12 protein-coding genes and 2 pseudogenes are annotated in these 14,989 nt (G+C 64.6%); 5 read left to right on the top strand and 9 right to left on the bottom strand.

What is annotated here, in order from left to right:
• Both ACFE99_RS13950 and ACFE99_RS13945 read left to right on the top strand, forming a co-directional pair.
• Positions 1-1,003, top strand: a pseudogene (locus ACFE99_RS13950) (FAD-dependent monooxygenase); the annotation flags it as partial.
• Between the two features lie 220 nt (positions 1,004-1,223).
• Positions 1,224-1,700, top strand: coding sequence for a PPOX class F420-dependent oxidoreductase (locus ACFE99_RS13945; protein WP_375486200.1), 477 nt, complete (start codon positions 1,224-1,226; stop codon positions 1,698-1,700).
• 210 nt (positions 1,701-1,910) lie between these two features.
• Here ACFE99_RS13945 and ACFE99_RS13940 read toward each other — a convergent pair whose 3' ends face one another.
• The 8 genes from ACFE99_RS13940 to ACFE99_RS13905 form a co-directional block, all read right to left on the bottom strand.
• Entirely contained in the window at positions 1,911-3,026 is a 1,116-nt protein-coding gene (locus tag ACFE99_RS13940) for a cystathionine gamma-lyase (RefSeq protein WP_375486198.1), read from the bottom strand.
• Between the two features lie 55 nt (positions 3,027-3,081).
• The gene (locus ACFE99_RS13935; RefSeq protein WP_375486196.1) at positions 3,082-4,131 is read right to left on the bottom strand and encodes a phosphodiester glycosidase family protein; all 1,050 of its coding nucleotides are present in this window, start codon (positions 4,129-4,131) and stop codon (positions 3,082-3,084) included.
• 136 nt (positions 4,132-4,267) lie between these two features.
• Positions 4,268-4,549, bottom strand: coding sequence for a hypothetical protein (locus ACFE99_RS13930; protein WP_375486194.1), 282 nt, complete (start codon positions 4,547-4,549; stop codon positions 4,268-4,270).
• A 34-nt stretch (positions 4,550-4,583) separates the two neighbouring features.
• Positions 4,584-6,500, bottom strand: coding sequence for a YhgE/Pip family protein (locus tag ACFE99_RS13925; protein ID WP_375486192.1), 1,917 nt, complete (start codon positions 6,498-6,500; stop codon positions 4,584-4,586).
• 2 nt (positions 6,501-6,502) lie between these two features.
• A complete protein-coding gene (locus ACFE99_RS13920; RefSeq protein ID WP_375486190.1) occupies positions 6,503-7,207 on the bottom strand; it encodes a hypothetical protein in 705 nt (234 codons plus the stop codon).
• A gap of 587 nt (positions 7,208-7,794) precedes the next feature.
• Positions 7,795-8,520, bottom strand: coding sequence for a pirin family protein (locus ACFE99_RS13915; protein ID WP_375486188.1), 726 nt, complete (start codon positions 8,518-8,520; stop codon positions 7,795-7,797).
• 36 nt (positions 8,521-8,556) lie between these two features.
• Positions 8,557-9,681 (bottom strand): NDMA-dependent alcohol dehydrogenase, encoded by a 1,125-nt coding sequence (locus tag ACFE99_RS13910; RefSeq protein ID WP_375486186.1) that lies wholly within the window; start codon positions 9,679-9,681, stop codon positions 8,557-8,559.
• Between the two features lie 109 nt (positions 9,682-9,790).
• The gene (locus ACFE99_RS13905) at positions 9,791-10,612 is read right to left on the bottom strand and encodes a MarR family transcriptional regulator (RefSeq protein ID WP_375486184.1); all 822 of its coding nucleotides are present in this window, start codon (positions 10,610-10,612) and stop codon (positions 9,791-9,793) included.
• A gap of 121 nt (positions 10,613-10,733) precedes the next feature.
• Between ACFE99_RS13905 and ACFE99_RS13900 the strand changes: the two genes are divergently transcribed.
• Together ACFE99_RS13900 and ACFE99_RS13895 are read left to right on the top strand one after the other, a co-directional pair.
• Positions 10,734-11,867, top strand: a complete 1,134-nt coding sequence (locus ACFE99_RS13900; RefSeq protein ID WP_375486182.1) for a dihydrodipicolinate reductase — start codon at positions 10,734-10,736, stop codon at positions 11,865-11,867.
• A 195-nt stretch (positions 11,868-12,062) separates the two neighbouring features.
• Positions 12,063-12,905, top strand: a complete 843-nt coding sequence (locus ACFE99_RS13895) for a DUF559 domain-containing protein (protein ID WP_375486202.1) — start codon at positions 12,063-12,065, stop codon at positions 12,903-12,905.
• Between the two features lie 15 nt (positions 12,906-12,920).
• Here ACFE99_RS13895 and ACFE99_RS13890 read toward each other — a convergent pair.
• Positions 12,921-14,044, bottom strand: a pseudogene (locus tag ACFE99_RS13890) (sigma-70 family RNA polymerase sigma factor).
• Between ACFE99_RS13890 and ACFE99_RS13885 the strand changes: the two are divergent.
• A complete protein-coding gene (locus ACFE99_RS13885; RefSeq protein ID WP_375486180.1) occupies positions 13,992-14,831 on the top strand; it encodes an alpha/beta hydrolase in 840 nt (279 codons plus the stop codon). The pseudogene ACFE99_RS13890 and the gene ACFE99_RS13885 overlap by 53 nt on opposite strands.
• Positions 14,832-14,989: the final 158 nt, after the last annotated feature.

Here is a 14,989-nt window from a genome sequence, read left to right as displayed (position 1 = left end):
ACTATGACCTGGGGCTGCCGCAGTACCGCATCGAGGGCACCCTGGCCGGCTGGGTGGGCGAGCTGGGGGTGCCGATCTACCGGGGCCGGCAGGTGACCGGTTTCGTACAAGACGACACCGGCGTCGACGTTGGGCTGTCCGAATCATCTTTGCGCGCGCAGTATCTCGTCGGGTGCGACGGCGGACGCAGTGTCATCCGTAAGGCCGCCGGTATCGAGTTTCCGGGATTTGATCCTTCCGCTAGTTGCCTCGTCGCTGATGTCGAGATGGACCAAGAACCACCGTGGGGCATGCACCGCGACGATGGGTTCTATTCATTCTTCAAGTTGGAGGACGGCGGTCCAGTGCGGGTCATGGTGACCGAGCCCCGTGTCGGGAAAACCGGTGAGCCCGTTCTGCCGGACATCAGCGAGGCGCTCACTGCCGCGTGCGGCACTGATTTCGGGCTGCGTAGTGCCACTTGGGTTTCCAGGTTCACCGACGTGACCCGTCAGGCCGCGTCCTATCGGGACAGGCGCGCGTTGTTGGCCGGCGACGCCGCGCATGTGCATTTTCCGATCGGCGGCAGGGCCTCAACACCGGCATCCAAGATGCGGTGAATCTCGGCTGGAAGCTAGCCCAGGTAGTCGACGGGACATCGCCGGAAAGCCTGCTGGATACCTACCACGCCGAACGGCGTCCGGTCGCCGCCCGCGTGTTGCACAACACCATGGCCCAAACCGCACTCAACGGCCTCGGCGTGCCTTTGCCTTTCGGTATTTCCCCATGGGCACATCGGGTGTCAGTGATCGATGCCCAATACAGCGGCGCGTGGGAGCTCCCCGTACTGGGCCGCGTAGCGGCACCCCAAGCCGTGCTGATCCGACCCGACGGATACGTCGCGTGGGTTGGCGACGGCACCGCTACGGGGTTGCGTGAGGCGCTTACCGCCTGGTTCGGATTCCCAGAAAGTGGCAGTCCAGCGATCTCGGGCGGTGGGTGTGCGTCGCCAGCCACCCAGTGATCGCTTAGCAGCATCGGCTATGGGCACGGAAGGTACCTTGTTGCAAACTAACAAGTGTGCGTGCGCGCGTCGTCCGTCAGCAACGCGCAGCGGCCGGAGCCCAGGCGGTATTATCTCTGGATCCCGGAGCGATCAGCACTACACCGCGGTTGGCTTCGGTCGGCACACCTAGCACCGGAGATGCCTGCGCGGTCCCCGCGCAACTGAGTACTGTACGGCCATGTCAACTTCCTCTAAGTCGGCCTTCACGCAATTTACCGACTTCTTCTATGAGCGGATGCGGCACAAGGACGCGTGGTCGGCGGCGCAGGCAGAACCGACGACCGGCTTCACTTCGCTCGCCGGCTGCAAGTACGCCGTTCTGATCACCTACCGCAGGGACGGCCGAGGTGTTCCGTCGCCGGTGTGGTTCGGCCGTGACGAGCGTGACCGGGTGTATTTCGACACCGAGGAATCGGCCGGCAAGGTCAAGCGCATCCGCAACAATCCTGAGGTACGGCTGGCGCCATGCAATGTGCGCGGCAAGCCGCTCGGCCCTCCAGCGGTGGGCATCGCGCGTGTACTTGATCCCGCCGAATCCGAGTACGCGGAACGCATCATCGCCGCGAATTACGGTCTCGGGCGCAAGCTTTACGAGGGCATGTCGGTTACGCTGCCGGTGTCCCTCGTCTATGTCGAGGTCCAACCGAAGCTCTAGCGGCCCCGCAGCGGGCATACCCGACAACTGGACCTGATCGGGGCGGCCGCCTTAGTCGGCGCCGTCACCGGCGCAGTCAACGCCGCAGCTGTGACCAGCCTGGCTCAAGTGATGGCGCCGAGCAGGTGCGAGCGGCCATGCTACGAGCGACGGATATCGCTGCACCGCGGATAAGTCTCAAGCTTACTTCGCTGTGTGCGGCCGGCACGGTCAGCCAAGCGCGCGCTGTATGTCCGCTAACAGGTCGTTGGTGTCTTCAATCCCCAGTGAAATACGGGCAAAACCCTCGGGCACCGCGTCGCCCCAGCGGGCTCGGCGATCCACAGTTGTGTGGAGGCCACCGAAGCTGGTTGCGGCAGTCAGTAATTCGCTACGCTCAACCAGCGCGTGCACTGCGGCGTGGTCGCGCAACACGACGGACACCAGACCGCCGGACCTGCGCATCTGAGCCGCGGCCACCGGATATGCTGGATCGTCCGGGAGTCCCGGGTAGCGCACCATCTGCACGGCTGGATGGTCACGCAGCATCCTGGCCAGCGCGGTCGCGTTCTCGCATTGTCGCTGGAACCGTAGCCCGGCACTGCCCAGGCTGCGCAGCGCCAGCCACGCCTCGAATGGGCCGAGAATCGGCCCGCTGAGCAGCCTTTCGTGTTCTAGTGCACTGATCAGCTCCGGTTGGTTGCCGGCCGCATATCCGGCTACGACGTCGCTGTGTCCCGCCAGTGCTTTAGTGGTGCTGGCCACCACCAGGTCCGCGCCCAGCGATAGCGGCTGCTGAGCGAGCGGGGTGGCGGTTGTGTTGTCGACAATGAGCTTCGCGCCGCTGTTATGGCAGACGGACGCCAGTCGGCTGAGGTCGACCACATCAAGTCGTGGGTTAGTTGGAGTCTCAGCCACCACAACGTCAGCATGTGCCGCGGCATCGAATATCGCCGAACTGTCGGCTTCGATCACGGTAACGCCGAGAGTCTTCAGATGTTCGGTGGCATATCGGCGTACCTGGTAGTAACCGTCGGCTGGCACGACCACCACCGACGCGGGCTTGGCCAGCACACGCAGGGTGACGGTGATCGCCGCCATGCCAGAGCCGAATGCCAACGCTGCGGTTGCGCCTTCCAGGGTCGCAATAGCCGATTCGAGCTGTCGCCAAGTCGGATTGGAGCTACGACCGTAGGTGTCGACGTCAGCCGATTCGTCGGCGTCGCGCTCAGGTGGCAGGTGGCATGTCGATGCGAAGACAGGTGACGGTGCAATCGGCAGGCCGGGAGTCGCAGGAGAGCGAACGGCTTTGAGGCTGCGCGTGGAGTCGCCGCACGGACGAGTCATCGCCGGTCCGTGCTAAGACGTTGCGCCCATCGTTCCAGAAGCATTGGGCGCTCCGCTAATTGAACGCCAGCCAGCTCGGCAGCGCCCGCTCGTGGGAGTCGCAGAGCACTTGACGGGTGTCGCAGTTACCCTTCGGTGCTCCAGCGCCCGCCCACATCCCACCGGTGTCGCGGCGCAGCACGATCGCCGACGCCCCCCCACCGTCGAGCAGCACGGCGGTGTCGCTGCCCAGGCCACGGAACAGGTCTTGAATGTTGTCCGGTGTGTAGCTACCGCCTTGAAACACATACATTTCGTCCTTTGGCCGCGAATACGCGATCGCGGTCCGGGCGGCGCTGGGTCCGCCGTCGTTGAGCTGGCCAGTGTCACCGGGCGACAATAACCCGATCCCGCTGACCGCCACAAACCGGACACCTTTGTCGACCAGGCCCCCGATGAACGGGGCGGCAACGTCGTAATCATTACTGCTACCGGGCCGAATCACCGACGGGGCACCTTCGGTCGGCAAGATCATCGTCGTCAACGCGGACCAGTGGTCGTCTCCGCCGGAGAGAGCCTGTTTACCGGCATAGGCGATGGTGCCCGTCACCGCCTGATTGGCCCGGCCCTGGCCGCGGGTATTGTCGACGAACGCGCCCAGCGGCGAGCTACAACCGGTTGACTTCCACGACCCGCCTTTCTGTCCGCGGATATCGAAGAAGTTGCCGTTGATGGCGATGGTCGGTTGGCCCAACGCTTGCCAAGCCTGCAGCGGCGGATAGATTTCCGACGCCTGCACCAACCCTTCGCTGGTGCGCGCACCGGGGTTGCGTTCACAACGTGCCTGATAACCGCTGTGGCTGTCCACCAGTAGATGCGGCGAAAGCCGTTGCGAGGCAGCCTTGATGATCATCAAATGCCCGCCGCTATTCCCGTCATACCAGCCGCCGCCGGCATTGAGCATGGGAGCGGGATGCCCGGCGCCGAAGTTGTACACCAGATACGACCCCCGCGTGTTGGCAATGGCGCCGGCCAGCAGGTCACGGGCCTCCGCGCGGGCGACCGGCTGCCCGGTGCTAGTCGTCAGCGCCGCACATACCAGCGCCGCGGCGCAGCTGGCTGCCATCCGCCGGAAGGTGACGGCGAGACTCGGCACAACATGCCCTTTCGGCGCAGCGTCAGTATCAGTACCACAACATTAGCCACACCTGTATCAGTGTCAACTTATGTCACAGCAGCGTGACGCTTTGGCGGCAGTCGAATCACGTTCCGCCGGTTGGACTTTGCTGAGGGTTGCTCCGCAGCTGCCGGCTTGGGACGAGCGGGGATCCGGTGATAGCCGGGGCGGTCGTAGATGCGGTGACGATGCCGCCCAGCAGCAATCCGATCACCAAACCGATGGCGGCACCGACCGCGACGATCGCGAACACCCCGTAGAGCCACAGCGCCCAGCCGTGGGTGAAGAGCATGCCCAGCGCGTTCGCGATCGCCATGTACACCGCCGAGGTCAGCAGCGCCAGCGCCAGCATCAGCGCCCATTTCACCACCCCATCGGTGGGTGAGCACCGCTGGAGTCGCTCAGACCTTGATTGACGGCAGCAGTCTGGTCAGGTTCCACAGTCGATTACGCCTGGCCGATAGAGACGAGATCGCCAATGCGACAGCCCATATGCCGATCAGCACGATTACCGCTTGCCACAACCGGAAATCGATCCCGCCCAATATAAGTTGACGTAACCCGTTGACGCCGTATGTCATCGGGTCAAAGTGGTGGAATACCTGGAACGGCTTAGACGTGGTCTCCACGGGGTACATGCCGCCGGCGCTGACCAGCTGCAGCATGAGTAGCGCCATGATCAGCACGCGCCCTACTGCCGGGCCGACGAGTGCGTTGATCGCCTGTGTCGCGGCAACGAACGCCCAGGAAACCAGAATCATGAAGGCTAGCATCGCGACCGGGTGAGCCGCGTGCATGCCGAGAGCGAATCGCACCACACCGTAAAGGATGACCGCTTGTACGATTCCGATCACTGCTGCGGGTATGTAGCTGGAAAGCGCAACGCGCAGGGCGATCACCTCTGCGGCGATCGCGCGGTTCTGCAACGGCCGCAGCACCATCCACAGCACGAGCGCACCGAAGAACAAGGCCAGGGTGAGGAAAAACGGCGCCATGCCGGTGCCGAAGTTGGGCGCGGCGTTCTCATGGGTGGCTTCCAGCTGGACCGGGCCACCGATGGTGTTGGCGATCGCCTCTTTTTGCTGGGTCGTCCAGTTGGGTACCTGCTTGGCGCCTTCGGCGAGTTTGGTGGCCAGTTCGCCAGACCCGTCCTTGAGTTGCCCGGCGCCCGATGTCAGCTGTTGCGCCCCGTCGTCGAGTTTGGCTATACCGCTTGCCAACTCGGCGTTCCCGGAAGCAAGCTGCTGGGCGCCGTTACGTAGCTGGGTAAGCTTGTTCGTCAGGTCCTGTCCCTTACTGCCGACTTGGTCGAGAGCCGATTTCAGCGGGCCTGCGGCGTTTTGCGCGTCGCTAAGCTGCTGGCGGATCTGCGGTGTGAACTGGTGCTGTCGGAGCTGATCCTGTATCCCGCGCAGCGCGGCCACGGCGTTGCGTGCTACTGGATCTTGGCTTGCGGAGAGCTGATCGGTCACCGATGACAGGCCGTTAGCGGCGGCGTCTTGCGCGAGGGCGATCGCATTGATCTGATCGGCGGCCTGCTGCATCGCGGTCCCAGCCTGGCCGCTGTTGCCGCCGACCGTCGAAAGCGCTTTACTGACCGCTAGCAGCGGGTCGGTGGCCTCGTTGATGCCGTCGGAAAGCTGCTTGGCGCCGGCGGCAAGCTGCGCTGAGCCGGATCGGGCGGTGTGCAGACCCGCTGAAAGCTGACTGGCGCCGTCGTCGACCCGCGCCGCGCCATCGGCGAGTTGCCTGGCCCCGTCGGCGGCCTGCTTGATCCCTGAACCGGACGACACGACCACAGACAGCACCTGGTTGACCGCCTGCCCGGATATTCGGGTTGATACGGCATTAAGCACCTGGCTGATGGCTGTGCGGCCAATGCTGGTCGAGATGTAATTGTTGGCGTCGTTGTAGACGGCGATGAGGTTGGCTTGTCTCGGTTGCCCGGTCACCGGTGATGCGATCGCCGCGCTGAAGTCGGGCGGCAGCTCGAGCATGAAGTAGTACTTGCCGTGTCCGACGCCATCACGCGCCTCGTCGGGGGTCACGACGTGCCAGTCCAGGCTGCGGTCGGCCGTCAGGCCCTTGGCGATCTCGGAGCCGGCATTGATTTGCTGCCCGGACACGACAGCGCCGCGGTCAGAGTTGACCAGCGCCACGGGCATCTTGTTGACGTGCCCGAAGGGATCCCAGTACGCCCACAGGTACAGCGCTCCGTACACCAGCGGGAGCAACATCAAGACCACGATCGCTGCGCGAGTCATTCTGCTGCGGCCGAAACGTTTTATTTCCGAACCAAATGCGAGCCCGGCAAGCATCGTCAGCCCTTTCCGGTCAAGGTGCGGTGATCGTGTAGCTTGTGGTCGGGTGCGTCAGCGCCAAGCGGGTTGGTCACCCCGACGACGACGGTGCTCTGCGCCGCGATTGCGCCCAGCCGCTCGACCGCGATCGCCCGCCGAGATTCGTCGCGCACCTGCTCGAGATCACCGACCACCAAGATTGGGCGTTTTGATAACAGCGCCAATGTGATTCGCAGCAAGAACAGTTCCAGATCGGACAAGTCCATGATGTAGGACTCGGCCGACGGCGCGGGCATCTCGCCCATGACTTCGCCCAGTTCGGTCTGGCCAGAGTGGGCCGGCACCCGCGCATACCACGGGGCCAGCCACCTGCACTGCTCGGCCAGCACGGTCTGCACTGTCACTGTTTCCTCTAGGTCATCGATGTCAGCGAATGCCGAGATCGAGCAGTGCCGGCGGATCGCCCGCGGTTCCGAATCCCCCAGCACTGTCACCGACCCGTGGGTGGCCTTCAGCCGTCCGGCGAGTGTCAACAGGAGTGCTGTCTGCCCCGGTCCTCCGGGCATTTGAATGGCGTGAAACCCCGGTGCGAGTGCCAGATCGATGCCCGAGAAAAGTGGCCCGTGCTCGCCGTCCACCCCTAGGCCGGCGGCGGTGATCAGCGGGGACTCAGGCTCGGTGTCCGTCGGCGGCGGTGCAGCATCCTGCTCGTAGTGGGCGTTCATGGGTTCTGCTCATTTCTGGCGATGGCTCGATCCATTCGATCAAACGCGCGACCTCAAGGCGAGCACGCCTTTCGGATACGCGGCGATCGAAGCGATTTATCCCGCCTGTTGTACAGGCGGTGGAGCGACGGGCCGACGCCGCCGTGACACACATTGCCGTGCTGCCGTCTTCGTCGGGCTCACCTTATGCCGCGGCTTGCTGTGTTGGCGCTCACGGCGGCAAGTTAGGCGGACCACCGAAGCGGGCACCCGGTGTTCGGGCGGTTGTCGGGCGCACTGATGAGCGGAGGGCACATAGTCGGCACGATTATCAGCGCAGTGATCGTCGGCGTGATTGTCGGAGTGCTCGCCCGGCGTGTGATGCCGGAGAAGCAGAACCTCGGCATCGTGATGACAAGCGTGCTGGGCGCCGCGCCGGCGCATTTTGGGGTCGTGGTTGACCTACGGCCTCGGTTACACCGACGCGAACCGCGGCTGGGCGATCATCCCGTTCCTGGTCGGCGTCATCGTCGCCGTTATCGTCGTCGCTATCGATCGGGCAGCGACTGGCCCTAACCGCATACGGCGTTAGTTGGCCGACGGCACGCTCAACCGCCGAGTGTTGCGTGCATCTCCCAGACCAGGATCTCCGCCGGCTCGGTTGCCGTCACCCGTTGACCCTCGGACGCGGTGAACCGGACCGCGTCGCCTTCGTGCAGGTCGCCGATACCCTCGACCGCGACTCGGCCGGATGTGATGAACAGATGCAGGTACGGCGCCGACGGCAGCTCGACGCCGTCGTCGGGCCGCAGCCGTGCCCCGTGCAACGCGGCACTGCGGTTATGGATGCTGATGGCGGCGTCGTGGCCGGGCATACCTGAGGCGATGGTGGTCAGCCCACTCCTCAGCAGTTCTTCGCCGATCTCGCGTTGCTGGTAGCCGGGCGCAATCCCCATCTCGTCGGGTATCACCCACATTTGAATGAAATGCACTGGCTCGCCTGCGGAGTCGTTCTTTTCCGAGTGCAAGATGCCGCTGCCGGCCGACATGCGTTGCGCGAGTCCGGGGTAGATCACACCGTGATTGCCAGTGGAGTCTCGATGGGTCAGCGCACCGTGCAATACCCATGTCACGATCTCCATGTCCCGGTGTGGGTGGGTGTCGAAGCCTGTACTGGGCGCGACGATGTCGTCGTTGTTGACCAGCAGCAGGCCGTGGTGAGTGTTGGACGGGTCGTAGTGGTCGGCGAACGAAAACGAATGCCTGGAATTCAGCCAGGAGGTCTTTGTGACGGCCCGGTCGGCGGAACGCCGGATCTCCGCGGTGGCAGGCATAGCGCTCAGGGTAGTCGCTCGGCCATGCCCGAGCGCTTACCAGTCGGCGTCGGTGTAGCGGATGACGCCCCGGATGTTCTTGCCGTCCAGCATGTCCTGATAACCCTGGTTGATGTCTTCCAGCCGATAGGTGTTCGTCACCATCTCGTCGATCTTGAGCAGCCCCGACTTGTACAGTCCCACCAGCCGTGGCGTTTCGACATGCGAGCTGCCGCCACCGAAGATGTTGCCTTTCAAAGTCTTTTGTAACATCGCAAACAAGAACAGGTTGAGCTTGACGTCAACATCGGTCATCGCGCCCATACCGGTCACCACACAGGTGCCGGTCTTTGCCGTCAGGGTCAGCGCTTCCTCGATGTATTCCCCGCGCATCTCGCCGACCGCGATGATGGTCTTGTCAGCCATCAATCCGTAAGTCAGCTCCATCATCGGCGCGATCGCGGCGGCCATCGACTCGTAGACGTAGGTGGCGCCGAACTTCACGGCCTGCTCCCGCTTGAATTCCACCGGGTCGATCGCGATGACGTGCTTGGCGCCGGAGAGCACCGCGCCCTGCAGTGCGCTCATCCCGATGCCGCCCACGCCGATGATCGCGACAGTCTCACCGGGCTGGACCTCGGCGACATTGGTTGCCGAGCCGAATCCGGTCGGCACCGCGCACCCCATGATCGCCGCCGACTCGAACGGCACGCTGGGATCGATCTTGACGACCGAATCCTTGTGCACCGTCATGTAGGGCGCGAAGGTGCCGAGCAGGTTCATCGGCGAGACATCATGCGGTCCGGCCCGTACTCGCGAGGAGCCGTCGGCGATCGCCTTGCCGCCGAGCAACACCGCCCCGCGGTCGCAGAGCGACCGGAAACCCTTCAAGCACGGCGGGCATGCGCCACAGGCCGGGATGAACGCCAAGATGACGTGGTCGCCTTCACTGATTCCGGTGACGCCCTTGCCGACCTTGGTGACCACTCCGGCGCCCTCATGGCCGCCGAGTGCCGGCAAGCCTATCGGGGTGGCCCCGGTGGTCAGGTGGTAGTCGGAGTGGCACATGCCGGCGGCGTGAACCTGGATCTGGACCTCGTCGTCAACCGGATCGCCCACCTCGATCTCGTCGACCCGAAACGGCGAGTTCAACTCCCACAGCAGTGCGCCCTTGGTCTTCATGCCCCGAAATAGTAGCGAACGAGGCAGAACGTGTTCCAATCCAGGTGCTGGAAAGGACTTTTACCTGCATAAATATGGTGCTATATCACCTTGTACATTGGCAGTTGCTTCATGGGGCGGTTGTGAACAGCGTTTGCGCTTTTCTGAGCGCGGCGTCGAGCTCGGGGAGTGTCAGTGTTTGCGCGCCGCCCAGGTGTATTTCGATTTGGTACTCCGGCTGGCCGTCGCGCCCGAAGATCGGTAATACGACGAATTCAGTTGCTGCCAGTTCTGTTTCCAGTGTGTGCGTCACCGACCGCAGCGTCACCATCGTCACCAGCGTGCTGAGCTGACGGGTGACCTGCGCGGCGGGCTCCAGCGATGCCAGGACGGCGGCGAGCCGGTCGTGCAGTTCGGCGTGGGCATCGTCGAATCGCCAGGCGCCGTAGCCGCGGGCGCGGATGTCGGCGAGCACCCGACGATGTCCGGCGATGTCGGCGCGGGTGAGTCGCGGCGTGACCCTATGCAGCCACTCCTCGACGGCGGTGTCGTCGCGCCAGGCCATGGCCACCAACCCGAACGGCGGATCGATCGGGAAGCGCTGTCCAACGGCGTGCTCGCCGTCGGTGCCGTGGCCGACCGCGTCCACCGTCGTCAGCTGCCGGTCGCCGATTTTCGACATCGAGCAGCCGGCCCTGAGTGTGGTGTGCAGAAGAGTCAGCGCTTCGCGGCCGCGGTCCAGCAACGGGAAGTGTGCCCTGAGGCCATGCACGATTCCGAACAGGCCGCTGCCCAGCCCATAGCGGCGGTCCGCACGGCGTGTCACCCATGCTCCTCGTTCCAGCTCGGCCAGCACTAGTGCACAGGTCGAGGTGCTGATGCCACAGCTTTTCGCGAGCTCGGCCGACGTCTTGCCGTCCGCCGACTCCGCCAGCGCAGCAAGGACATCCATTACGCGACGGGTCGGCGGGGATTTAACGCGTGGTGACCCCGCTGTTGACGCAACCATCGCCGCCTCCCTACCATCCGTCCAAATCCTAGCTATACACGTCCTAATATTAGGAGCACGGTTGATGTGGAAAGTCGGTGTATGGGGTCCGGGCTCCATGGGGTTGATCGCGCTGCGCGGGGTGATCGACCACCCGCAACTTGAGTTGGTCGACCTCGTCGTGCACAGCGATGCCAAGGCCGGTCTGGACGCAGGACAGCTCTGCGGCATCGAGCCGGTGGGCGTGGTGGCAACCCAGGACCCTGATGCGATGCTGGCCGGTGACGCAGACGCGGTGCTCTATGCCGCCGCGGCCAACCTGCGGCCGCTGGAGGCGGTCGAGGACATGGCGTCGATCCTGCGGGCCGGCAAGAACGTGGTGTCGTGCTCGGTGGTGCCGCTGGTCTTTCCCGACGCCGTCGACGCGGCGTTCACCGAACCGCTGCGGGAGGCGGCGCAAGCGGGTGGCGCGTCGTTTTTCACCACCGGCATCGACTCCGGATTTGCTAATGATCTTCTGCCGCTCGTGCTTTCGGGTGTATCGCGGGTTATCGACAGCGTCCGCGTGACCGAGATTTTCAACTACGCCACCTACCCCGACAAATCGGCGGTCTACGAAATCCTCGGGTTCGGCAAGCCGCCAGAGGTCACTCCGTTCGCAGCCAACCCGGGAGTCTTCACCTTCGGCTGGGGCCCGGTGCTGCACCAGCTTGCTGCCGGGCTTGGTGTGCAGGTCGACCACATCGACGAAAGCGTCGAACGGATGGCCGCCGAGGAATCGTTCGACACTCCCACCGGCCATATCGCGGCCGGGACGATTGCAGCGATGCGCTCGACTCTCACTGGATATGTCGGGGACAGGCCGACTTTCGTCGTCGACCACGTCACCCGCATGCACGATGACATCGCTCCTGACTGGCCACAGCCGCATATCTCCATGTCGCCGCGCGACCTCGGCTACGGCGGGGCTTCGGGCCGCGGGGTCTACCGCGTCGAGATTGAGGGCTCGCCGAGCATGCGCTGCGAGCTTGAATTGGCCGACGACCACGACCACGATCTAGGCGCGCGCGTGGCCGGCGCATCTCGGATGGTCAACGCCATCCCCGCGGTATGCGAAGCGCCGCCGGGTCTGTTGTCGGCACTGGATCTGCCGCTGATCACCGGACACGGCTTGGTGCGGCCGGTATCGGGCCCGCCGCCGGACAGCCGACTGTTCTAGGACGGTGGCGAGTGGCCAGTTATTGCACGCTTTTCGCTCGATCGCGTGTAATAACTGGCCACTCGCGGAGCGGTTTATCCACAGATCGGCTCAGCGCGGCCGACACGATCCGCGGGCTGCTGTCAAAGTCAGCGCGTGGGGGAGGACGACTGGCCGTTCGTAGGCACCGAAGCGCTGGCGGACGGCCGCATAAGCATGCGCGCACTGCGCAGCCGACACCAGCGGATCTACCGCAACGTCTACCTGCCGAACGGTCACGAGCTCACCGCAGTCACTCGCGGAGTCGCAGCATGGCTGTGGTCCGGGCGCACGTCCACCGCCGCAGGTCTTTCTGCGGCCGCGTTGCACGGCTCGGATTGGATTGACCCACGACTTCCCGCAGAGTTGTACCGCCGTAACGGCAAGCCGGTTGAAGGCATCGTTATCCATCGCGATGAGTTGTCGGAGGACGAGGTATGCACGGTTCGCGGGATACCGGCCACCACGCCAGCGCGCACGGCGTTCGACCTCGGCCGGCGAAAGGGGCTGGTGCGCGCAATAATTCGCCTGGATTCGTTGGCGCGCGCCACCAGGCTGACGGTCGCCGAGATCGAGGAGTTGGTGCGACGGCGTAACGGTGTACGTGGCTTGGTCCAATTGCGACGTGCGCTCGATTTGATGGACGGTGGTGCGGAGTCTCCGCAGGAAACCCGGACCCGGCTGGTGCTGATCGACGCCGGATTACCACGACCGCAAACCCAGATCGTGGTGTGCGACGGGTACGGGGCCCCGTTCGCGCGGATCGACATGGGTTACGAAGAATTCAAGGTCGGTGTGGAGTACGACGGTATCCAGCACTGGACGGATCCGGCACGACGGGCATACGACATCGACAAACACGCGGAATTGGTGGCAGTTGGATGGAGGGTCATCCGTGTCGGCGCAAACATGCTGCGCTACCGGCATAACGTCATCGTCGCCCGGACATGTGCTGCACTTCGCGAAGCAGGCGCTGACTGGCCAGTTATTGCACGCTTTTTGCCGGATTGCGTGTCATAACTGGCCACTCGGCGTTTAGAGGCGGTCCGGCAGACCGAACTTCGGGAAAAGCGTGGTGTCCAGGAAGGCGACGACGTGGCTGACGCCGGTGTCGGTGATGTCGAGCACGTGCAGCTGAAACGGCAAATGCTGGTCGCCGTCGCGCATGTACATCGCGGCTGCCGGTTGCCCGTTGGCCAGCAACGGGATTAGCCGCATATCGCCGGCGGCTTGCGCGGGGCACTGCTGACGCACCAACGTGGCGATCGCGTGCCGGCCCCGGTACCAGCCGACGAACGGGGGCATCTCCCAAATCGCCTCGGTGGTAAACAAGTCCACCAGCCGATCGACGTCGTAGGCCTCGAACGCTGCGATGTAGCGGGCCAGCCGATCCCGTGCCTCCGCCGACTCGGGCCCCGCCAGCCGGTCCTCGGCGCTGGGACCCACGGCCTCTAATTGCGTACGGGCCCGTTGCAGCAGGCTGTTGACGGCCGCGGTGCTGGTGCCGATGGCCTCGGCCACTTCAGCGGCCTTCCACTGCAGCACGTCACGCAGCACCAGCACGGCCCGCTGCCGGGGCGACAGGTGTTGCAGGGCCGCGATGAACGCCAACCGCACTGACTCGCGTGACCCGGCGATCTCCGAGGGATCGCTGGTAGTGTCCGGCAGCGGCTCCAGCCAGGCGATCTCCGTCTGCTGCACCAGCTCCGCGGTGGGATCAGAGCTCGGTGCGCCCAAGCCCGACGGCAGCGGCCGGCGTTGCCGGCCCTCCAGCGCGGTCAGGCACGTGTTGGTGGCGATGCGGTGCAGCCACGTCCGCACCGAGGACTTGCCCTCGAAGCGGTTGTAGGCCTTCCAGGCCCGCAGATAAGTCTCCTGAACCAGGTCCTCGGCGTCGTGCAACGACCCCGTCATCCGATAGCAGTGCGCAAGCAGTTCCCGCCGGTACGGCTCGGCCTGCGCGGAAAAGTCACTGGCGCCGCCTTCGAGGCTTTCGCTGAGCAGACTCACGCGCACGAGCTTACGCAGGCGGCCTGACATCCGCGCCCGTAGCCGATGCGTGCCGCGGAGCGGCGCGATGAGGAGGAGCGGTCTACGCTGCCTCTGATGCCTACCACCCGCACGGAACGGACATTCGACGGCGTCGGCGGCGTGCGCATCGTCTACGACGTCTGGACACCAGACATCACACCGAAAGCGGTGGTCGTCCTCTCGCACGGCCTGGGCGAGCATGCCCGCCGCTACGACCACGTCGCGCAGCGGTTCGGTGCCGACGGACTGGTCACGTACGCGCTAGACCACCGCGGGCATGGCCGCTCGGGCGGCAAGCGGGCGCAGTGCAAGGACATCTCGGAGTACACCGGCGACTTCGACACGCTGGTGGGCATCGCCACCAAAGAGCATCCCGGCTGTAAATGCATCGTGTTGGGGCACAGCATGGGCGGTGGCATCGTGTTCGCCTACGGCGTTGAGCGCCCGGACAACTACGACCTGATGGTGTTATCAGGCCCGGCGGTGGCGGCGCATACCGCAGTGTCGCCGTTGTTGGTGTTCGTCGCCAAGACCCTCGGCGCGATCGCCCCGGGCCTGCCGGTGCAGGAACTCGACGTCGACGCGATATCCCGCGACCCAGCGGTGGTAACCGCCTACGAAACCGATCCGCTGGTACACCACGGCAAGGTGCCGGCCGGCATTGCCCGCGCCCTGCTGCTGGTGGGCGAAACCATGCCGCAACGCGCTGCGGCGTTGACTGCACCGCTGTTGGTCGTGCACGGCTCAGAGGATCGGCTGATCTGCGTCGACGGCAGCCGTCAGCTCGTCGAATGTGTGGGCAGCTCCGACGTCGAGCTGAAGGTTTATCCGGGGCTTTACCACGAGGTGTTCAACGAGCCTGAGCGCAACCAGGTGCTCGACGACGTGGTCGGCTGGATCAACGCACGGCTGTGAGTCGCCGCGACGAAATGTCGGAGCAGTCCAGTAGTTTGGCGCAATGACCCGCGCCGGCGACGATGCAGAGCGGAGCGATGAGGAGGAGCGGCGCAATGACCCACGCCGGCGACGATGCAGAGCGGAGCGATGAGGAGGAGCGGCGCAATGACCCACGC

It is taken from the genome of uncultured Mycobacterium sp. (assembly GCF_964249325.1).
GTDB lineage: Bacteria > Actinomycetota > Actinomycetes > Mycobacteriales > Mycobacteriaceae > Mycobacterium.
Note: the sequence above shows the minus strand (reverse complement) of the source record. Positions and strands in the feature narration are given on the sequence as shown.